This is a genomic window from Pseudoalteromonas sp. LC2018020214 (assembly GCF_016598755.1).
Lineage (GTDB): Bacteria > Pseudomonadota > Gammaproteobacteria > Enterobacterales > Alteromonadaceae > Pseudoalteromonas > Pseudoalteromonas distincta.
In genome coordinates this window covers 2,243,004-2,264,077 of sequence record NZ_CP066804.1, presented here as the reverse complement: position 1 = coordinate 2,264,077, position 21,074 = coordinate 2,243,004, and the positions used below count along the sequence as shown (strand labels likewise).

Genomic DNA, 21,074 nt, shown 5'->3' with positions numbered 1-21,074 from the left:
CGATGAGTTATCAGGTTCTAGCGAGAAAATGGCGTCCTCAAACCTTTCATGAATTGGTTGGGCAGTCTCATGTTAAGCAAGCGCTTGTAAATGCGCTTACGCAAAATAGACTGCATCACGCTTATTTATTCACTGGAACCCGCGGTGTAGGTAAAACCACCATTGCACGTATTTTTGCTAAAAGCTTAAATTGCGATGAAGGTATATCTGCAAATCCGTGTGGACAATGTAGCAGCTGTTTGGATATAGAAGCAGGGCGCTACATTGACCTACTCGAAATAGATGCGGCTTCTCGTACAAAAGTAGAAGACACTCGCGAAATACTTGATAATGTTCAATATGCACCAACGCGTGGACGTTATAAAGTATACCTAATCGATGAAGTTCACATGCTTTCTAAGCACAGCTTTAATGCGCTTTTAAAAACGCTTGAAGAGCCACCAGAGCATGTGAAATTTTTATTGGCGACCACCGATCCTCAAAAATTACCAGTTACTATATTATCTCGCTGTCTACAATTTAACTTAAATGCCTTGTCGCAAAGTGAAATTAAAACACAGCTTGAACACGTACTTACTCAAGAGCAGCTTAGCTTTGATACCGATGCACTTAGCATTATTTCAAAAGCCGCTGATGGCAGTATGCGTGATGCACTTAGCTTAACCGACCAAGCTATTGCGCAAACAAATGGTGATATTAATAATCAAGCAGTACAAACAATGCTTGGTTTAATGGATACTCATTATAGCCAAAGCTTGCTTGCAGCAATACTTGCACAAGATGGCTCTGCGCTAATGGATGAGATTGCGCAGGTAGCAAGTCGTAATCCTAATTATGTGGCATTGCTTGATGATTTAATTGCACTTACGCATTTGACTCAACTAACCCAGTTAGTGCCTGAAGCGGCAGGGCTAGATGAAAAAAATGTAGATTATATTGCTCATGTTGCACAACATACGAGCCCACAACAAATTCAAATTTATTATCAGTTACTGTTAAATGGTAAAAAAGATTTACAATGGGCACCAGAGCCTCGCTTAGGTTTTGAAATGATAATGCTAAGATTATTAGCATTTAAGCCTTCAGATGTGCAACAAACTGTACACACAGCAAACGAAGAGCCGGCCCCAAATAAACAAGGCCGCGCAAATGCACTGCGAGATATATTAAATAAAAATAAAACATCGCAAAACACCGTAGCTGGCCAAAGTAGTGTACCTGTAAATAATACTAAGCCAGTTAGCAATGCAGAGCAGCCTAAAGCCGTTGAGATAGAGCCTTCAGCTAACGCTGCCGCTCAGTCATCAAATAATGAAGTCGTGCAAAGTAATAATGAGCCTGCCCAAGTTGCAGTAGAGCAACCGGTTCAACAAAGTGAAAACGCTTCAAAGCAACAGGCTTTAGCTAAAGAGCAAGCACAAACTAATGTTGTTTCAGATGCTCAAGCCCAGCGACAAAGCGAAGATGAAGCTTATATGCTCCATAGTGATGCTGAACAAACGCTGGCCTCGCAATTTGACGATATAATGAGTAGCGCTGTAGATCAGGGCTTTAACCCTGTAACTAATACAAACTCAGAACCTCAATCAGAGCCTGTTACTAATCACAATGCAAGTACGCCAATAGCTGAACAAGAAGCGCAGGCGCAATCTGCCATTGCTCGTATTTTACGTGACAGAAACATATCCGGTGCGGGTAGGTTATCAAGCAAGAGTACAAGCACCTCTGCAAATAATGTAGCAGCGCAGCCAAACCAAGCGCCCGCTAAAAAGCCTGAACACCAGCCAGGAATGCCTAAAGCTCAAAGTGTTAACCAAGGTAGCACCGCTGAAAATACAAACGAGCTCAACAGCGTTTCAAGCATAGCACCTAGCGATCCCCCACCTTGGGTGACTGATAGTGCAGGTGCAAGTGAAAAAAAGCATGAGCTCCCACCAACAGGGAGCGAAAGCCAGGCACATGGTCACGCTAATACAAAACCAGCACGAAAAGTTGATTTTAAAGAAAAACATCAAACAATTACCGAAAATTTAGCGCCAGAGCTACTTGAGCAAATAAATCCTCAAAAAGTACCTGAAGCAGCGCCCGAGGAAATTAGTATTCCCGTGCCTGATGATTTTCAAAGTCCAATTAGTGAAATTAGATTTGCACATCAACAAGATGAATGGGCTTATTTAATTAAACGTATGGGACTGGGTGGTCGTATGCGCCAATTTGCGTTGCATTCAATATTTACCAAGCAAGGCAACAGTTTACATATAGACGTTGATGAATCACAAAAGCATCTAGATACACCGATGCTTCGCCAAAGATTAGATGCCGCATTGTCGAGTATTTATGAGCATAACGTGTCGTTAAGTATTAATTTTGCTAAGGGAGTTATTGATTCCCCTTATCTTATTCAGCAAAAAATAGATGCAGGACGTCATCAACAAGCAATCGATGTGATCACATCGGATGAAAACATAGTACAATTTCAGCAAGTATTTAGCGCCGAAATTGACGAAAACAGTATTCAGGCATTGTAATTACTTACAATCGCCCTTATGTTCATGTTAATTAATGTATTAAAAGAAAGAGAGAAAGTTATGTTTAAAGGTGGAATGGGCAACATGATGAAGCAAGCGCAGCAAATGCAAGATCGCATGCAAAAAGCCCAAGACGAAATCGCAACTCTTGAAGTTGTTGGTGAAGCCGGTGCAGGTTTAGTTAAAGTAACTATGCTTGGTAACCACAATGTACGTCGTGTTCAGCTTGATGAGAGCTTGATGGAAGACGACAAAGACATGATTGAAGACTTACTTGCAGCAGCATGTAACGATGCTGTTCGCCGTGTTGCAGAAGAAACACAAGAGCGTATGGGTAAAGTAACTGGCGGTATGCAATTACCACCAGGTATGAAAATGCCGTTTTAAGTAAATAATGCAACTTTCAGATAGTTTAAATCAGCTTATAGAAGCACTGCGCTGTCAACCGGGCATTGGTCCAAAGTCAGCGCAACGTATTGCTTTTCACCTGCTTGAGCGCGACCGAAAGGGAGGCACTCAGCTGGGCAATGCACTCACTAAAGCAATGACCGCCATAGGGCACTGTCAGTCTTGTCGTACTTTTTGCGAACAAGCTCAGTGCGATATTTGTTTAAGTACAAAACGCCAAGACAGCGGTATATTATGTGTTGTTGAATCGCCTACTGACGTACTTGCCATCGAGCAAACAGGTCAGTATTTAGGCCTATACTTTGTATTAATGGGTCACTTATCGCCAATAGACGGTATTGGTCCTAAAGAGATTGGCTTAGATGTTTTAGAGCAAAAGCTTGCTCAAGGCGATATTAATGAGGTTATTTTAGCGACTAACCCTACCGTTGAAGGCGATACTACCGCACATTATATTGCTCAGCTTTGTCATAAATACAAAGTAGGCGCTTCACGTATTGCCCATGGTATTCCTGTGGGAGGTGAGCTTGATTTAGTAGATGGTAGAACACTTATGCATGCCTTTAGCGGCAGGCGCCTAGTTACTCAAGACTAGCTCTAAGTCACTATTTGAAAACAAATTACAAAAGCCTACATGATTAAATCATGTAGGCTTTTTCGTTTTTAAGGTAAGCTTAGAAACAATTTAATTTATTTTTGGGCTATGTCTCTAATTAGTAAGGAATACAATGAAAGATAACCAACCCTATCAAGGTGCATTACTAGGTAGTAAGCGTTTTTTACCGCTTTTTATTACGCAGTTTTTCTCAGCGATAAACGATAACGTGTATAAGCAATCAGTGCTTATTCTATTAATATTTCAGGCTGCAACGCTTGCAGATGGCGCACTTTATTCAAATATTGCTGCTGGGTTATTTATTCTTCCGTTCTTTTTATTTTCAGGGATGGCAGGGCAGCTTGCAGAAAAAACAGAAAAATCAAAATTGATTAGAATCGTAAAACTATGTGAAATCCCTATTATGGTTGTAGGGGCAGTTTCTATTTTAACGCAGTATGTGTGGCTAATGTTAGCCACCGTATTTTTAATGGGCGTGCAAAGTACGTTTTTTGGTCCATTAAAATATTCTATTTTACCGCAGCACGTAGCACCTAATGAATTAACAAAAGCGAATGGTTTGGTTGAATCAGGCACGTTTGTGGCCATACTAATGGGTACAATTTTTGGCACTTATTATATTACTCAATCAGTAGGGCCTACGCTTATAAGTATTGCAGTATTAGTATTGGCCGTGATGGGTTATGTGAGCAGTCGCTTTATACCCACTAGTGAAGCAAACGAGCCTAACTTAAAATTTACCTATAATATATTTTCATCTACAAAAAACGTATTTTCAGCACTTAATTCGCAAACAGAATCGGTTGGTAAATCAGTCCTCGGGATCAGTTGGTTTTGGTTAATTGGCGCCATCGTTTTAACATCCCTACCAAATTATGTAAAACACACAATGGGTGGTGATGAACTGGTTGTCACTAGCGCGCTTGTTGTGTTTTCACTAAGTATTGCGATTGGTTCGTTACTGTGTGAAAAGCTTTCTCGCTCACGAATAGAATTAGGAATTGTGCCTTTTGGCGCTATTTTAATTACCTTGTTTTTATACTTACTGAGCCAAGAGCCAGCCATTAGCTCTTATTTACCGCAAAACCTTGAGTTAATGACGCTTCAGGAGCTATTAAAAACAGGCGACATGGTGTGGCACTTTGTATGGATGGCAGGCATTGGTATTGGCTCTGGTTTTTACACTGTACCGCTGTATGCGCTTATTCAACAGCGTACTGAAGAGTCGAGTCGCTCACGAGTTATAGCGGCTAACAATGTATTAAATGCACTGTTTATGGTGGGCAGTGCTGTTTTAAGTATTGTAACGCTGTCTGTTTTTCAGTGGAGTATTTCAGAGTTGCTACTGTTACTTGCTGGGCTAAACTTGCTTATCTCTGTTTATATTTATACCAAAGTACCAGAGTTCTTTTTACGATTTATTATATATATTTTAGCTATTTGTATGTACAGAGTGCGTACAAAAGGTGAAAGTAATATACCTGATGCAGGCGCTGCGGTTGTCGTGTGTAATCATGTCAGCTTTGTTGATTGGATGTTTATTTTAGCCGCATCACCAAGGCCTATCCGGTTTATGGTATTTGCCCCTATTTATTATTCGCCGGCCCTACATTGGTTATTTAAAATGGCCAAGGCTATTCCCATTAACAGTGAAAAAACGAATCCAGAAGCGTTTAAAAAAGCCTTTGATGAAGTGGCTGCTGCGCTTAATAAAGGCGAACTTGTTGGTATTTTCCCTGAAGGAAAACTAACCAGTGACGGCTCAGTGGATATTTTTCGCCGTGGAATAGAGCGCATTATTGAGCGCTCACCTGTGCCCGTTATTCCTGTGCACTTAGGGGGTTTATGGGGCAGCATGTTTAGTCGTAAAGCTAAATGGCAATTGCCTCGATTAAAATGGTCTTTGGTGTCGGTTGCAGTAGGTACCCCGATTGCCGCTGACAAAGTAGTAGCAGACGATTTACGTGAGCAAGTATTGGCTTTAAAAGCGCTTCATTCAAAAGATATTGACTAATTTAATGGCTAACTCAATATTGGATACACCGGTAGAGTCACAAATGATTGTTGATGACTTTGTAGCGCCCAAGTGCGACGGGTTTATTGAAATATTATATCAAGATGACGATATTTTACTGATCAATAAACCCAGTGGACTATTAAGCTTATCAGGTAAAAATCCGCTTAATTGGGACTCAGTGCATTACCGCTTAGTACATGGTCAAAAGGGCTTTACAGCTGCATTTGCAGAGGCTAAGTTACCGCATCGGCTAGATTTGGGCACATCGGGCATTATGATTGTTGGATTAAACGCGATTGCGTCAAAGCACCTTAATAAGCAATTTCAGGCACGCAGTATTCAAAAGCGTTATGTAGCCATGTTAGAGGGTAGCTTAGCTGTTGATGAAGGGCAAATTACTGCGCCAATTGCAAAAGATAAACTGCTTTTTCCGCGTGTTAAAATTTGCCAATCGACAGGTAAAACAGCGCTGAGTGAATATAAAGTACTTGAGCGGCTCAGGCAGCCGTGCAGAACCTTAGTGCAATTTACACCTATTACCGGGCGTACCCATCAATTACGAATACACAGCCAGTTTATAGGGCACCCAATTTTAGGCTGTGATTTATATAAAAGTGCGCAAAGTGAACATATGGCAGGGCGGTTACAATTACATGCCAGCGATGTATCTTTTGAGCACCCAGCAACGGGTGAAAAGATTCATATTAATTGTCCGCATTCGTTTTAAACAAATTAATGGTTCTTTGTTTTCGTTTCACCTTTTTTAAATTTTTCCCTTGAAGTTCTAACACCTCACCCCATATTAAGTGCATAACGCAGACACTTTGCAAATTGGAGATATATAAATGACTGCAGCACAAAAAGAAACATTAGGCTTTCAAACAGAAGTAAAACAATTATTAAACTTAATGATTCATTCTCTTTATTCTAATAAAGAAATATTTTTACGTGAGCTTGTGTCAAATGCATCAGACGCAGCAGACAAGTTACGCTTTTTAGCATTATCTCAAGGCGACCTTTACCAAGGTGATGCCGATTTACGTGTTCGTATTAGTGCAGATAAAGAAGCAAATACAATTACCATTTCAGATAATGGTATTGGTATGACGCGCGATGAAATCATTAGCTCATTAGGTACTATTGCAAAGTCGGGTACTGCTGAGTTTTTCAAAAACTTAACAGGCGATCAAAGTAAAGATTCACAGTTAATTGGTCAATTTGGTGTTGGTTTTTACTCTGCATTTATTGTTGCTGATTTAGTAACTGTTCGTACACGCAAAGCCGGTGAAACAACCGCATACGAGTGGGAATCTCAAGGTGAAGGCGAATACACACTTCAAGAAATTGAAAAAGAAGGCCGTGGTACCGACATTATTTTACATCTTCGCGATGAAGAAAAAGAATTTGCTGATGACTGGCGCCTACGTAGTATCGTTACTAAATACTCTGATCACATCTCAACGCCAGTACAAATGTTTAAAGCAGAAGTGCCAGAATCTGAAGGTGAAGACGGCGAAAAAATTCCAGCAGTACCAGGTGAGTGGGAAAGCATTAACCGCGCGACTGCATTGTGGACACGCGATAAATCAGAGCTTTCTGATGATGAATACAAAGAGTTTTACAAGCATGTAAGCCATGATTGGGAAGAGCCACTTAGCTGGGCACATAATAAGGTTGAAGGTAAAACTGAATACACTAGCCTTTTATATATTCCTAAAAAAGCACCTTTCGACTTATGGAACCGTGAACGTCAAAGTGGTTTAAAACTTTACGTACAACGTGTGTTTGTAATGGATGATGCTGAGCAATTCATGCCAAGCTACCTTCGCTTTGTAAAAGGCTTACTAGATTCAAACGATTTACCACTGAACGTATCTCGTGAAATTCTACAAGACAACAAAGTAACGCAAGCTATTCGTAAAGGGTGTACATCGCGTATTATTAAAATGCTTGAGCGTATGGCTAAAAACAAAGCTGACGATTACCAAGTATTTTGGAATGAGTTTGGTCAAGTAATGAAAGAAGGCCCAGCTGAAGATGCTGCAAATAAAGAAGCTATTTGTAAGCTACTTCGTTTTTCTTCGACACACACTGATTCAGAAACACAAGATGTGTCGCTTGAGCAATATGTTGAACGCATGAACGAAGGCCAAGACAAAATTTACTACGTAGTAGCTGATACATTCACCGCTGCGAAAAACTCACCGCATTTAGAGATTTTCCGCAAAAAAGGCATTGAAGTATTACTACTAAGTGACCGTGTTGACGAGTGGATGATGAGCCACTTAACTGAATTTGCTGATAAGCAACTACAGTCGATCACACGTGGTGACTTAGATTTAGGTAAGCTTGACGACGAAGAAACTAAAAAAGCGCAAGAAGAGTCTGAAAAAGAAATGGCTGGCCTTGTTGAACGTATTAAAACAGCACTAGGTGATGACGTTAAAGAAGTGCGCTTTACGCACCGCTTAACAGATTCTCCAGCATGTGTTGTAAGCGACGACAACGACATGAGCTCACAAATGCAAAAGCTAATGGAATCTGTTGGTCAAGCAGCCCCTGAAGCAAAACCTGTGTTTGAGCTAAACCCAGATCATCAACTTGTTAAGCACTTAAATGACGAACAAGATGAAGATAAGTTTGCGCAGTGGTCACACGTTTTACTAGATCAAGCACTACTTGCAGAACGCGGTACACTTAAAGATCCAACAGGATTTGTTACTCGCTTAAATAAATTGATGCTTGAACTAAGTAAATAAGCAAATAGCTATTTACTCAGTTAATAAAGTATAAATTATGTACTTTAAATAAAAGGGAACGTGTGTTCCCTTTTTTAATGCCCTGTAAACACCCCAACGGCTCATCAATTAGTATAAGTTGCTTGAGTATCGGCGGCGCTTGTGGAAGAATTCAGGCTTTAAAATAAATATCCATACTAGGGGACAATAATATGCGCATTATTCTTTTGGGCGCGCCGGGTGCAGGTAAAGGTACTCAAGCTCAGTTTTTAATGGACAAATACGGTATTCCACAAATTTCTACTGGCGATATGTTACGTGCGGCAATTAAAGAAGGCACGCCACTGGGTCTAGAAGCAAAAAAAGTAATGGATGCTGGTCAACTAATTTCTGACGATATTATTATTGGTTTAGTTAAAGAGCGTATTACTAAAGCGGATTGTGAGAAAGGTTTTTTACTTGATGGCTTCCCGCGTACAATCCCGCAAGCGGATGCAATGAAAGAAAATGGCGTAGTGGTTGATCACGTTATTGAATTTGACGTGGCTGATGAAGTCATTGTTGAGCGTATGGGCGGACGTCGCGTTCATCCTGGTTCTGGTCGTGTTTACCACGTTGTTTATAATCCACCAAAAGTGGAAGGTAAAGACAACGAAACTGGGGATGACTTAATTGTTCGCGCTGATGATACTGAAGAAACAGTACGTAAACGTTTAGGTATTTATCACGAGCAAACTATGCCATTGGTTGATTACTATCAAGCAGAAGCGGCTGCTGGTAATACTCAATACCATAAACTAGATGGTACACAAGCTGTTGAAACTGTTAGCCAACAACTTGGTGAACTTTTAGGTTAATTATAAAAGCACATTAAAAAACCGCCAATTGGCGGTTTTTTGTTTTAAGGCTATTTAGCATTGCTTAATTAGTGCTACTTAATGGACTTTACAATGTTTTAAGTTTTTCAATTACGCTGTTGTATTCTGGTTCAGTTGAAAGGCTACTAACTAACTGTTTATAAATGACGTTATGGCTTTCATCTAAAATAAAGACTGTTCGCGTTAGTAAGCCCATATCTTTAATAATCAATCCGTATTTCTGACCAAAATCACGCCAAACAGAATCTGATAACGTAGTGATTTTATCGATATTTTCAGCTTTGCAAAAACGCTTTTGAGCAAATGGTAAATCAGCACTAATTGTTAGCATAACTACACTTGGGAATTGTGAGGCTACTTTTTCATTAAAGTGCTTAGTTTGCAGGCTACAAATGCCGGTATCTAGGCTGGGTACTACACTTATTAATACAGCTTGGCCTTTATAATCCTCAAGTGTCACTGGAATAAAGTTGTCATCAACAACTTTAAAGTTTGGCGCACTATCTCCAATTGAGATACCTTGACCTAATAAAGTGACTGGTTTGCCTTGTGCGGATACTTTTCCTGCATCAAGTGTGTTTTCTGGATAGTCGGCTGCAATAGCCACAGAACAAAATGCACTCAAAGCAAAGGCAAGTGAACGTAACATAAGGTATTTCCTTTTAAATTAACGCAATGGGCGTCAGTGTATTATACTGGGCTTTAGTTACCAAGTGATTAAACCTGCTTAATAGAGTGGGTATTAGCTCTGAAATATAAAAATTGTAACTATGCTAAACTTTGATTAACATGAAGTTACAAAAGATATCTTCAATAATAAAAATAAAAACCATCATAAAATGATTTTAATGCTCATTACTGGTTTAGAAACAGAGAGATAATATGTCAACATCGGTATTAATATGTGATGACTCGAAATTAGCTAGACGTCAGTTGGCTCGCTCATTACCTGAAGATTGGGACATTAAAGTTGAATTTGCACTTGACGGCGTTGATTGTATAAAGCAAATAAAGTTAATTGAACCAGAGATACTTTTTCTCGATTTAAACATGCCAGAAATGGACGGTTATGAAGTATTAATCGCTATGAAAGAACAGGGGCTTAATATTCTCACTGTTGTTGTCTCTGGTGATATACAACCAAGTGCACACCAAAGAGTGCTTGAGCTTGGTGCTATCGATTTTATTCAAAAACCATGCTCCCCCGAAAAACTAGCCAGCATAATTGAACACCATGGGATTAAAGATAAAGCCATGCGTGAGCGTCTCTCTCATTCGCTAGGAGAGCAAGTCGACCCTGATGTTCGGGATATATACCAAGAGCTAACTAATGTTGCTATGGGGCAGGCTGGGGATTTACTTGCACGTCTTCTTAATGTATTTGTAGAGTTACCAATTCCTAATGTGAATATTTTGGAAGTTAATGAACTCGATATGGCGCTGCAGTCTATAGATAATAACGCAGCTACATCGGGTGTGTGCCAGGGCTTTATTGGCGGTGGTATTTCGGGCGAGGCGCTATTACTTTTAAATGATTCAAGCTTTAAAGAAATAGCTTCTTTGATGAACTATGACGGCGAGTTAAACGATAAAGTTGAACTTGAGCTGCTTATGGATATTAGTAATATTTTGATAGGCGCTATTTTAACGGGTCTTTCAAAACAGCTCGATATGTCATTTAGTCAAGGGCACCCCATAGTACTTGGCCAACACAGAGATGTGTCTGAGCTGGTTAAATCAAACAAGTCACGTTGGCAACGTACCCTTGCAATAGAGATTAGTTACGGTATTGAAAACCATGATATAAATTGCGACCTCATGCTGTTATTTACTGAAGATTCACTTAAAACTTTGAAATACAAAGTTGCTTACCTATTAGAAGATTAAGTTATGGCCGCTGATTTAGAAATGAATGAGATCCATTGGTTAATGGATATGTTTAATACCGTTGATGTAGGCCTTGTGGTACTCGATAGGGATTATAAGGTGTGTGTATGGAATGGTTTTATGGAAAACCATTCAGGGCTTCTACCAAGCGCAGTAAAAGATAAAGATCTATTTGATTTATTTCCTGCAATAGACGAAAAATGGTTTAGAAGTAAATCTGAGTCGGTTTTTGTTTTAAAAAACCGCTCTTTTACGATTTGGGAGCAGCAGCCATACATTTTTAGGTTTAAAAATTATCGACCTATTACTGGTAAAGCTGATTACATGTATCAAAATGCGACATTTATCCCTCTTACAAATACGATGGGCGAAGTTAGCCATATTTGTATTATTTTGTATGATGTAACAGATGTCGCGGTAAATAAAAAAGAGCTTGAAGAGTTAAACAAAAAATTAGAACAAGTAAGTCAAACAGATAGCTTAACGCAGCTTGCAAACCGTGGACATTGGGAAGGTACGCTACGCCAAGAGTTTTTAAGAGTTAAGCGAAGTGGTGGCTGTAGTACATTATTAATGTTTGATATTGACCACTTTAAAAAAATAAATGATGAATATGGCCATAGCTGTGGTGATGAATCGCTTCGTCATTTATCTAACTTACTACGTACGACGCTGCGCGAGACTGATGTTGCAGGGCGTTATGGCGGTGAAGAGTTTGCAGTAACATTACTTGATACAGACAAAGAAGGCGCTTTTGTATTTGCTGAGCGTTTAAGGGTTTTGATTGAAACTAACCCTGTTAAGTATAAACACTTTGAAATAACAATGACGGTAAGTATAGGGCTGGCTGGTAGCAGTAATGATTTTAAAAATCATGAGCGCTGGATAGAGGCTGCAGATAAAGCACTGTACCAGTCTAAAAATACAGGGCGAAATAAAGTAATAGCCTACGAAGATATAAAAAATGACGCTTAAGCGTCATTTTTTATATCCAGAATTTAGAGTTAAATAATACCGTGTTTTTTTACAATCTGCTGAGCAAACCCAATCAGTATGAAAATTGTATTGCTCTTCATTATTGTGTTGTGTGTCGAGAGTCATCTATTGGGCATTGACCAATCATTGAAACCTCACCAGAATTTGACTCTTGTTCTAGTTTTACTTTAAAGCCCCATAATCTGTAAAGATGCTTAAGCACTTCCTCGTGCGAGTTTGCTAAAGGAATATTGTTATGAGGTACATAGCGTAGGGTTAATGAACGGTCACCTCTAATATCAACATCATACACTTGAATGTTAGGCTCATGATTACTTAAATTGTACTGCGCAGAGAGTGCTTCTCTCACTGCCTTATAGCCGTTGTCGTTATGTATTGCGCCAATTTCTAGATGGGGATTATTAGTATGGTCAATAATAGTAAATAATTTAAAATCACGAATTAACTTAGGCGATAAAAACTGGCTAATAAAACTCTCATCCTTAAAGTTTTCCATTGCAAAATGCAGTGTATCTAGCCAGTTACTACCTGCATATTCAGGAAACCAGCGTTTATCTTCTTCAGTTGGGTGTTCACATATTCTGCGAATATCAACCATCATATTAAAGCCTAAAGCATATGGGTTAATGCCTGAATAATACTTACTGTTATAAGGTGGCTGATAAACTACGTTGGTGTGGCTTTGTAAAAACTCTAACATGAAAGAGTCGGTGAGCTTTCCCTCATCATATAAGTGATTAAGGATGGTGTAGTGCCAAAAAGTTGCCCAACCTTCGTTCATTACTTGAGTTTGTTTTTGTGGGTAAAAGTATTGCGAAATTTTACGTACAATACGTATCACTTCACGTTGCCAAGAATCGAGTAATGGGGCATTTTTTTCAATAAAATACAAAATATTTTCTTGAGGTTCAGAAGGGAAATGGCGGACTTTCTTTTTGGTTTCTTGCTGTTGCTCAGGAATAGTCCGCCATAATTCGTTTACTTGCGATTGAAGGTAGTCTTCGCGCTCTTGTTGGCGTTTTTGCTCTTCAAATAGCGATATTTGTTGTGGACGTTTGTAGCGATCGACCCCGTAATTCATTAATGCATGACATGAGTCGAGTAGGGCTTCTACTTGTGTAATACCGTGCTTTTCTTCACAGCGGCTTATGTAGTTTTTAGCAAATACCAAGTAATCAATAATTGAACCTGCATCGGTCCAGGTTTTAAATAAGTAATTACCTTTAAAAAATGAGTTATGTCCGTAACATGCATGTGCCATTACAAGCGCTTGCATAGGCAGGGTGTTTTCTTCCATTAAATACGCAATACAAGGGTCTGAATTTATCACTATTTCGTACGCGAGACCCATTTGTCCGCGCTTATAATTTTGCTCTGTTTGGATAAATTTCTTACCGTAAGACCAATGACTGTAGCCAATAGGCATACCAACGCTTGAATAAGCATCCATCATTTGCTCTGCGGTTATCACTTCAATTTGATTAGGGTAGGTGTCTAACCTGTATTGAGCTGCAACACGGGCAATTTCACCTTGGTACTCATCTAATAAATCAAAGGTCCAATCTGGGCCATCACTCAATCGTTTATCATTCATAATGCTACCTCGCTTTTGGCTATGCAGAGTTTTGCTGTTGACGACCTTTTTTAAATAGCTCCCTAAAAATTGGGTAAATATCTTCAACGCTTTGAATATGCTGTATGGCGAAATTATTATGGCTGTGTGTTATAGATTCATATTCGCGCCATAGGCTTTGATGAGCACGAGTGGTTATTTCAATATAAGCAAAATAGCGTACTGCGCTTAAGAGCTTATTACGTAATATTTCACCACACTGCGGGGTGTCGTCCGCCCAGTTATCGCCATCAGAGGCTTGTGCGGCGTATACATTCCACTCATTTGCGTGATAACGCTCTTTTATGATTTCGTTCATTAATTTAAGAGCGCTTGAAACAATAGTACCGCCAGTTTCTTGGGAGTAAAAAAACTCTTGTTCGTCTACTTCTTTAGCTTGTGTGTGGTGGCGAATATAAACAACTTCTATGTCTTTATAACTTCGCGTTAAAAATTGATAGAGCAAAATATAAAAACGCTTTGCCATGTCTTTTGTTGGCTGATCCATTGAGCCTGACACATCCATAATACAAAACATCACCGCTTTGCTGGTGAGGTGAGGGCGCTTTTCGTAATTACGAAAACGTAAATCGTAGTTATCAATAAACGGAACCGACTTAATTTGCACTTTTAATGCTGCAATTTCTTTTTGTAATAAAGTAATTGCTGCTTTATCGCTATGTGGTCCAGCAAGCAGCAGAGCAAGTTGTTCTTCGAGCTCTTTTAAACGGCGTTTTTTACCTGCACTCATTGCCACACGGCGCGCAAGCGAGCCTTGAAGAGAGCGGACAATGTCAATATTACTTGGCATGCCGTCGCTACAAAATCCTGCGCGATGGGTTTTCATTTGCACTAACTTATCAAGTTGGTTTTCTTGTAAGTTAGGAAGTTCTAGATCTTCAAACAGTAAATCAAGGTATTCATCTTTTGATATTGAAAATACAAACTCATCTTGTCCCTCGCCCGAATCGCTGGCGTCACCTTCACCGGCACCACCGCCTTGTCCGCCTTTAGGGCGCTCAATTTTATCACCTGTAGAAAACTGATCGTTACCAGGGTGAATTTGTTCTCTATTCCCGCCTTGCCCTTGATGAAATGTAGGTTCGCTGATATCGCGTTGTGGAATAGAAATACTCTCACCAGAGCTTGAATCGGTAACGCTGCGTTTGTTAATCGCATCTGAAACCGCTTCTTTAATTTGTTTTTTATAGCGCCTAATAAAGCGCTGGCGATTAAGCGTACTTTTATTTTTTCCGTTTAAACGCCTATCTATAAAATGCGCCATATTGACCTCCTATATACTACGACTATGAAGGTTATTGCGATTTTCTAACCCGTAAATACCACTCAGAAAGCAAGCGAACTTGTTTTTGTGTATAGCCTTTTTCGACCATACGGTTCACAAAGTCTTCGTGCTTTTGCTGATCCTCTGCAGACGTTTTAGTATTAAACGAAATAACAGGGAGTAAATCTTCGGTATTAGAGAACATTTTTTTCTCAATCACCGTGCGTAGTTTTTCGTAGCTTGTCCATAGTGGGTTTTTACCGTTGTTGTGTGCACGGGCACGCAGTACAAAGTTCACTATTTCATTACGAAAATCTTTAGGATTAGAAATACCCGCTGGCTTTTCTATTTTTTCAAGTTCAGCGTTTAGCGCTGCGCGGTCAAATAGCTGTCCTGTATCGGGGTCGCGATATTCTTGGTCTTGTATCCAAAAATCTGCATAAATAACATAACGGTCAAAAATATTTTGTCCGTATTCTGAGTACGATTCTAGATAAGCGGTTTGCAGTTCTTTACCTATAAACTCGACATATTGTGGAATTAAATAGCCTTTTAAAAAGCTTAAATAACGCTCTTCTATTTCACTTGAAAATTGCTCGCGTTCTATCTGTTGCTCAAGCACATAGAACAAATGCACCGGATTTGCAGCAACTTCAGTGGTATCAAAGTTAAACACTCGGGACAAAATTTTAAACGCAAAGCGGGTAGAGAGCCCCGTCATACCTTCATCAACACCTGCGTAATCACGATACTCTTGATACGATTTTGCTTTAGGGTCGGTGTCTTTTAGGGTCTCGCCATCGTATACCCGCATTTTAGAATAGATACTTGAATTTTCTGGCTCTTTTAAACGTGATAGCGTCGTAAATTGCGCCAATGTTTTAAGTGTACCCGGTGCACATGGCACGTTGTATAGCTCGCTGTGCTCAAGTAATTTGTCGTAAATTTTAATTTCTTCAGTTACACGTAAGCAATAAGGGACTTTTACAATATAAACACGGTCTAAAAATGCTTCGTTGTTTTTATTGTTTTTAAAGGTTTGCCACTCAGACTCATTCGAGTGAGCGAGGATCATGCCATTAAAGGGCAGGGCACTAATGCCTTCTGTGCCGTTATAGTTACCTTCTTGGGTTGCGGTAAGTAAAGGATGCAGCACTTTAATAGGCGCTTTAAACATTTCTACAAATTCCATCAGCCCTTGGTTAGCTAAACATAAAGAGCCAGAGTAGGCGTATGCATCAGGATCGTTTTGGGCAAAGTGCTCAAGCTGGCGAATATCGACCTTACCAACCAGTGCTGAAATATCTTGGTTGTTTTCATCTCCTGGTTCGGTTTTGGCAATGCCTATTTGGTTTAAAATAGAAGGGTAGCGTTTAACCACTCTAAACTGGCTAATATCACCATTGAACTCTTTTAAGCGTTTGCCAGCCCAAGGCGACATAATGGTTTTTAAGTAGCGCGGTTTAATACCGTACTCTTTGCTGAGTACGTCTGCATCTTCGATAGGATCAAACAAGGAGAGGGGGTGGTCGTTTACAGGAGACCCTTTAATTGAATAAATAGGCACTTGTTGCATTAAATACTTTAGTTTTTCAGCAATGGATGATTTACCCCCACCAACAGGTCCAAGTAAATAAAGCACTTGTTTGCATTCTTCTAGCCCCTGAGCCGCATGTTTTAAATAAGAGACTATTTGCTCAATGGCGTCTTCCATACCATAAAAATCAGCAAAGGCAGGGTAGCGCGCAACTACTCTATTTGAAAATAATCGACTTAGTCGTGCATCCGTTGCGGTATCTACCATGTGTGGTTCGCCAATTGCCATGAGTAGGCGTTCTGGTGCGCTGGCGTAGGCAGACTTATCGGTTTTACAAATCTCAAGAAATTCAGCGATACTGTATTCTTCTTCCTGTGCCGCTTCGTATCGTGCTTGGTAATGCTCAAAAATCGTCATAATAACCTCCGAAACCCGCTGTAAAAAGGTGCTTACCTTTTAAAGTCTAGTCACGAATGTGTATTTTTGTGCAATAAAATTAAAAATTTAAGTGAAAAAAGATCATGTTACTAAAAGCGTTTTATTAAATGATGAGGCGCTTAGGTGTGATAAACAAGAAACAAAAAAAGACGCCTAAGCGTCTTTTTTACATTAGCGTTTAAAGGCTAATTAAGCGAAGTTAGCGTTCGCGAATTCCCAGTTAACAAGCGACCAAAAACCTTTAAGGTAATCTGGACGAACGTTACGGTAATCGATGTAGTAAGCGTGTTCCCATAAATCCACTGTCAGGATTGGAGTAACGCCATCATCAGTTAATGGTGTAGCAGCGTTAGATGTATTAACGATGTCTAGTGAACCATCAGCAAGCTTAACTAACCACGTCCAGCTTGAACCAAAGTTATTTACTGCTTTGTCATTTAATGCATCTTTAAACGCATCAAAAGAACCCCATTTAGCGTTGATTGCATCAGCAACTGCGCCAGTAGGCTCGCCGCCGCCGTTTGGAGATAAGCTGTTCCAGTAAAAAGTATGGTTCCAGATTTGTGCTGCGTTGTTAAATACGCCGCCTTCTGATGAACATACGATCTCTTCTAGAGATTTGTTTTCAAACTCAGTACCAGGAATTAAACCATTAAGCTTAACCACGTAAGTGTTGTGGTGTTTGCCATGGTGAAACTCTAGCGTTTCTTTTGAAATATGTGGCTCAAGTGCGTCGATTGCATATGGTAGTGACGGTAGTTCAAATGCCATTTTTTTATCTCCATCTTCTTTGGTTGATAGTCCATTTGGTAATACGTAATGCCTGTTGAAACAGAGCAGTTACCTATACCAAGCGGTAATATAGTGTTACTATAATTGTTGAGTATTTTACTCAAGTTTAAGCAAACAGCAATGCTATTGCGAAAGACTATTTCAATTGCGGCTTTATTTGCCCATTTTAAGTTATATATTTGTGGTCACGATGAGTTATTTTCAAGACCTAAATATATTTAGCTATCGTTACTTTGAGGTTGTAGATGGAAACCATTGATAAAATTAAACAGCAAATTTCAGAAAATCCAATAATCCTTTTCATGAAAGGGTCACCAAAATTACCAAATTGTGGTTTTTCTTCACAAGCATCGCAAGCGTTAATGTCATGTGGTGAACCATTTGCATACGTTGATATTTTACTTAATCCAGACATTCGTGCTGAGCTTCCAGCATACGCAAATTGGCCAACATTCCCACAACTTTGGGTAGATGGCGAATTAGTTGGTGGTTGTGACATTATTATCGAAATGTTTCAACGCGGTGAATTACAGCCGTTAATTACAGAAACTGCTGCTAAATACAAAGAAGCTGACGCAGAGTAATTTATTACTCAACCTGAACTCAGGTTATTAAGCTCTTTAAACACAAAGCCACTTTTTAAGTGGCTTTGTTGTTTTTAATTTGTGTGAATTTATGAATAAGGAAGGCTCACTTGTACGTTTAAGCCGCCCTCTATTTTGTTATGTAAACTTATATGCCCTTGGTGCGCTTCTGCTATTTCTCTGCATAAGGCTAACCCTAAACCACTCCCCGTACTTTTTGTAGAATAAAAGGGCACTAAAGCATTTGCCATTACTTGCTCGCTCATTCCTTTGCCGCAGTCGCTTACATTTATAACACATGCTTGGGGTACAAACTCGACCTGAATATGTATTTCACTGGCGTTGGAGCCTGACTCGTGTGAATTTTTTAATAAGTTTATCAGCAGCTGCTCGAGTTGTGTTTGATCAGCTTGTAATTCATTGTGTGAATTTTTTATTTCGTAGCTAAATAGCCAGTGGTTTTTTAAATTATCGAGTGTGTTTTGCCAGTTAATCCGCGTTTTTTGTGGCTGAGGTAATTTAGCAAACTTGCCATAGCCTTGTACAAATTCAGTTAAATGACTAATTCGCTCATCAATAGTTGCAAATACACGGGCAAGGCGAGGCTCATCAACTTTATTTGCGAGCAATTGTGCGCTATGTAACATGGATGACATAGGGCCGAGTGAATTATTCAATTCGTGGCTGATAATGCGTATTACCTTTTTCCACACGGCAACTTCTTGGCGACTAAGCTCACGGGTTAATTGTTTAAATATATATAAATGATGCTTTTGGTTATTGAGTAAAAACTCCCCGGTGGCTAAATGCCAAGTTTGCGAGTCTTGATTCTCTATTTCTATATTAAAGAGGCCATCAATACCGTGCTCTAAAGCTGCTACTAATTGCAGAGGCGAATTTTCGAGTAATTTACTTAGCTGCATACCTTCAAGGCGAGTTGCGCTATTAAATAAACTACGGCTAATTAAATTACTAAATACCACCGTATTATTATCATTGACCAGTAATAACGCTTGCGGCGAGCTTTGCAATACTTTATCAAGCATTAACTCGCGCTGGTAAATCCATTGTTTTTCTTGGCGAAGCTGTTTAGCGGTTTGATTATAAAGTAGGCATAGTTTTCCAAGTTCATCATTACTTTTATACGCTAGTAAGCTGGAGAGCTCACCATCTTTAAAATTAAGTAATCCGGTTTCAAGCGATTGCATGCCAAGCTTTATTGGTTTGGTGAGAGCTCTTGAAAGCAAGGTGCTAAATGCAAGCGTTAGTAATATTAAAAACAGAGTGTAGTACATATCAAAACCACTTAGCGCGGCAATAATAACAACAGGCAGCGCGCTACAAAGCCCGCAAATTAATACAATCTTTTGGCTTAGGGTAAAGTTGCTAATAATGTTTGGCATTAATAATCAATACCCATTTTTTGTAACCGCCTGTAAAGTGCTTGTCGGCTTAAACCAAATTCACGGGCCACTTTGGCTATAACACCTTGATGAGCGCGCATTGCGTGTTCTATTTCCTGTTTGGTCGGCTCTGCTTTTGCTTCTTGTTGAGCAGTAACCGGTGACGAAAGTACAAAGTCATCGACTGTAAGCGCACCTGTAGGTTTTAGTACCGCGACACGCTTACAAGCGTTTTCTAGCTCTCTAACGTTACCAGGCCATTTGTAGTGTTGAAGCGCTTGCTCTGTGTTTATAGTCAGCTCTCGGTGAGGTAAAAAATGGCTAATAAGTGCTAAAACATCATCTTGTCTTTCGCTTAGGGCAGGCACATTGAGCTCAATTACATTAAGGCGATAATATAAGTCTTCCCTAAATCGACCTTGTTGTATTGCTTGTAGTAAGTTTTCGTTAGTGGCCGATATAACCCGCACATTTACCTTTCGTGTTTGTGTTGAGCCTAAACGTTCAAACTCGCCGGTTTGTAGTACGCGTAGTAATTTTATTTGTCCTGAAAGTGGTAAATTACCAATTTCATCTAAAAATAACGTACCGCCATCAGCTGCTTCAAATCGACCAATACGTTGTTTGGTTATCCCCGTATATGCACCGGCTTCAGCGCCAAAAAGTTCGGCCTCTATAAGTTCTTGCGGTAGTGCACCGGCGTTTACCTTAATAAAAGGTTGCGATACAAGTGGGGAGTTTTTTTGAATAATATGCGCAATACACTCTTTGCCACTCCCATTAGGGCCTGTTATTAATGCAGATATATCAGATTTAGCCACTTGAAGCGCCATAGTAACCAGTCGTTCCATCGCAGGACTTTTAAATATTAGCCCAGCAAGGTCTGCATTTTTAAATGTACCTTCACGTTCTTGTTGATGGCGATTATGTGTCGCAACTATTTTTTTAGCACTGCCTAGTTCTATTAAGTTACCGATACAAACTAGTAGTTTTGCATCATCCCAGGGTTTTGGTAAGTAATCAGCAGCACCGGCTTTTACAAGCTCAATGGCGGTGGCAAGTTCGGTCCAGGCTGTAATAAGTATAATAGGTAGGTGTGGGTTTATTTCTCGTAGTTCATAAAACAACGCTTTACCTTCTTCGCCAGAGGTGGTGTCACTGGTAAAGTTCATGTCTTGAATTACAAGCTCAATTCGCTGATAGCGAACTATTTGCAGAGCATCAAATGGATTTGTTGCAGTGACTACCGAAAAGTCGTGGATCTCGAGCAACAATGAAAGTGCGTCGAGTACTGCTTGGTTATCATCAACAATGAGTATTTTATGAGTCATAGGTTATTTTTATAATTTTTTAAT

17 protein-coding genes are annotated in these 21,074 nt (G+C 39.7%); 10 read left to right on the top strand and 7 right to left on the bottom strand.

Annotated elements, in window-relative coordinates; genetic code table 11:
* Positions 1–2: 2 nt before the first annotated feature.
* From dnaX to adk, 7 genes are all read left to right on the top strand, one after another.
* A complete protein-coding gene (dnaX, locus tag JG479_RS09920) occupies positions 3–2,528 on the top strand; it encodes a DNA polymerase III subunit gamma/tau (protein ID WP_200219087.1) in 2,526 nt (841 codons plus the stop codon).
* Positions 2,529–2,588: 60 nt separating this feature from the next.
* Positions 2,589–2,915, top strand: coding sequence for a YbaB/EbfC family nucleoid-associated protein (locus JG479_RS09915; protein ID WP_002962306.1), 327 nt, complete (start codon positions 2,589–2,591; stop codon positions 2,913–2,915).
* A gap of 7 nt (positions 2,916–2,922) precedes the next feature.
* Positions 2,923–3,531 (top strand): recombination mediator RecR, encoded by a 609-nt coding sequence (gene recR / locus JG479_RS09910; RefSeq protein ID WP_002962308.1) that lies wholly within the window; start codon positions 2,923–2,925, stop codon positions 3,529–3,531.
* Positions 3,532–3,664: 133 nt separating this feature from the next.
* Positions 3,665–5,566, top strand: a complete 1,902-nt coding sequence (locus JG479_RS09905; RefSeq protein ID WP_200219084.1) for an MFS transporter — start codon at positions 3,665–3,667, stop codon at positions 5,564–5,566.
* 4 nt (positions 5,567–5,570) lie between these two features.
* Complete coding sequence (locus JG479_RS09900) at positions 5,571–6,296, top strand: RluA family pseudouridine synthase (RefSeq protein WP_200219082.1); 726 nt, start codon at positions 5,571–5,573, stop codon at positions 6,294–6,296.
* Positions 6,297–6,414: 118 nt separating this feature from the next.
* On the top strand, positions 6,415–8,328 hold the full coding sequence (htpG, locus tag JG479_RS09895; RefSeq protein WP_002962320.1) for a molecular chaperone HtpG: 1,914 nt from the start codon (positions 6,415–6,417) through the stop codon (positions 8,326–8,328).
* Positions 8,329–8,519: 191 nt separating this feature from the next.
* A complete protein-coding gene (gene adk, locus JG479_RS09890) occupies positions 8,520–9,164 on the top strand; it encodes an adenylate kinase (protein WP_039487425.1) in 645 nt (214 codons plus the stop codon).
* A gap of 88 nt (positions 9,165–9,252) precedes the next feature.
* On the opposite strand, the gene tpx is transcribed toward adk, so the two are convergent.
* Positions 9,253–9,834 (bottom strand): thiol peroxidase, encoded by a 582-nt coding sequence (gene tpx / locus JG479_RS09885; RefSeq protein WP_002962322.1) that lies wholly within the window; start codon positions 9,832–9,834, stop codon positions 9,253–9,255.
* Between the two features lie 233 nt (positions 9,835–10,067).
* Between tpx and JG479_RS09880 the strand changes: the two genes are divergently transcribed.
* Both JG479_RS09880 and JG479_RS09875 read left to right on the top strand, forming a co-directional pair.
* Positions 10,068–11,072, top strand: a complete 1,005-nt coding sequence (locus JG479_RS09880) for a response regulator (protein WP_024590825.1) — start codon at positions 10,068–10,070, stop codon at positions 11,070–11,072.
* Between the two features lie 3 nt (positions 11,073–11,075).
* Positions 11,076–12,047: a sensor domain-containing diguanylate cyclase gene (locus JG479_RS09875; RefSeq protein ID WP_024592692.1), complete on the top strand. Its 972-nt coding sequence runs from the start codon at positions 11,076–11,078 to the stop codon at positions 12,045–12,047.
* A 100-nt stretch (positions 12,048–12,147) separates the two neighbouring features.
* On the opposite strand, the gene JG479_RS09870 is transcribed toward JG479_RS09875, so the two are convergent.
* The 4 genes from JG479_RS09870 to JG479_RS09855 all read right to left on the bottom strand — a co-directional run bounded on the left by JG479_RS09870 (position 12,148) and on the right by JG479_RS09855 (position 17,711).
* Positions 12,148–13,662, bottom strand: a complete 1,515-nt coding sequence (locus JG479_RS09870; protein WP_200219080.1) for a SpoVR family protein — start codon at positions 13,660–13,662, stop codon at positions 12,148–12,150.
* Between the two features lie 19 nt (positions 13,663–13,681).
* The gene (locus JG479_RS09865) at positions 13,682–14,965 is read right to left on the bottom strand and encodes a YeaH/YhbH family protein (RefSeq protein WP_200219077.1); all 1,284 of its coding nucleotides are present in this window, start codon (positions 14,963–14,965) and stop codon (positions 13,682–13,684) included.
* A 31-nt stretch (positions 14,966–14,996) separates the two neighbouring features.
* Positions 14,997–16,919, bottom strand: coding sequence for a PrkA family serine protein kinase (locus JG479_RS09860; RefSeq protein ID WP_200219075.1), 1,923 nt, complete (start codon positions 16,917–16,919; stop codon positions 14,997–14,999).
* Between the two features lie 210 nt (positions 16,920–17,129).
* Positions 17,130–17,711 carry a superoxide dismutase gene (locus tag JG479_RS09855; protein WP_002960323.1) on the bottom strand — a complete coding sequence of 194 codons (582 nt, stop codon included), beginning with the start codon at positions 17,709–17,711 and terminating at the stop codon, positions 17,130–17,132.
* Positions 17,712–17,977: 266 nt separating this feature from the next.
* On the opposite strand from JG479_RS09855, the gene JG479_RS09850 reads away from it, so the two are divergent.
* Positions 17,978–18,316, top strand: coding sequence for a Grx4 family monothiol glutaredoxin (locus JG479_RS09850; RefSeq protein ID WP_004335359.1), 339 nt, complete (start codon positions 17,978–17,980; stop codon positions 18,314–18,316).
* An 89-nt stretch (positions 18,317–18,405) separates the two neighbouring features.
* On the opposite strand, the gene JG479_RS09845 is transcribed toward JG479_RS09850, so the two are convergent.
* Both JG479_RS09845 and JG479_RS09840 read right to left on the bottom strand, forming a co-directional pair.
* Entirely contained in the window at positions 18,406–19,719 is a 1,314-nt protein-coding gene (locus JG479_RS09845; RefSeq protein ID WP_200219073.1) for a sensor histidine kinase, read from the bottom strand.
* Positions 19,719–21,050: a sigma-54-dependent transcriptional regulator gene (locus JG479_RS09840; RefSeq protein WP_200219071.1), complete on the bottom strand. Its 1,332-nt coding sequence runs from the start codon at positions 21,048–21,050 to the stop codon at positions 19,719–19,721. The genes JG479_RS09845 and JG479_RS09840 overlap by 1 nt, the downstream gene beginning before the upstream one ends.
* Between the last annotated feature and the right edge of the window lie 24 nt (positions 21,051–21,074).